Here is a 659-nt window from a genome sequence, read left to right on the forward strand (position 1 = left end):
CCGCCGAAGGACATGCCGATGCCGATGGTGACGCGCCTAACGGCGCGTCGGCCGAGCTAACGCGACTCTGACAAACACAACGGACTTAAGAGGACTGGGGACAAAATGTTTGAGATTAATCCAGGTGCACGCCGGCGCACGCTGCTGCTCGCTGTCTCGCTGGCTGCGCTTTCCTGCGCGGCGCCAGCACTTGGCCAGCCCGCGGACGAGGCCGGCGCGCCTGAGAAGAAGGTGGAGTCGAAGCGGCCGAAAGTGTCGGATGCCAAGCCGACCTCGCCGAATACAACGGTCAATCTGCTCAACCTCATGGTGAAGCGGAAGCTGCTCAGCGAGGATGAGGCGCAGTCGCTGATCAAGCAGGCCGAAGACGAAGCCTATGTGTCGCGGCAGGCCTCCAAGGACGCGACCAGCAAGGCGGATGAAGCCGCGAAGGCGGCGACCGCGGCCGCGGCGGCGGCCAATCCGCCCGGCACCAAGCACGTGACCTACGTGCCGGAGATCGTGAAGCGGCAATTGCGCGAGGACATCAAGAAAGAGGTGATGGCGAAGGCCGAGAAGGAGAACTGGGCCTCGCCCGGCATGTATCCGGAATGGGCGCAGCGCATCCGCTTCTACGGCGACGTGCGCGCCCGCTATCACGGCAGCTTCTTCCCGACCGG

The 659-nt window shown here is 64.6% G+C and carries 1 protein-coding gene; it reads left to right on the forward strand.

Features of this window, described 5'->3' with window-relative positions; genetic code table 11:
• Positions 1 to 105 precede the first annotated feature (105 nt).
• Positions 106 to 659 (forward strand): putative porin (locus OZ411_RS42995; RefSeq protein ID WP_282532808.1); only part of this gene is annotated, 554 nt, incomplete at its 3' end.

The organism is Bradyrhizobium sp. Arg237L (assembly GCF_029990105.1).
Taxonomy (GTDB): Bacteria; Pseudomonadota; Alphaproteobacteria; order Rhizobiales; family Xanthobacteraceae; genus Bradyrhizobium.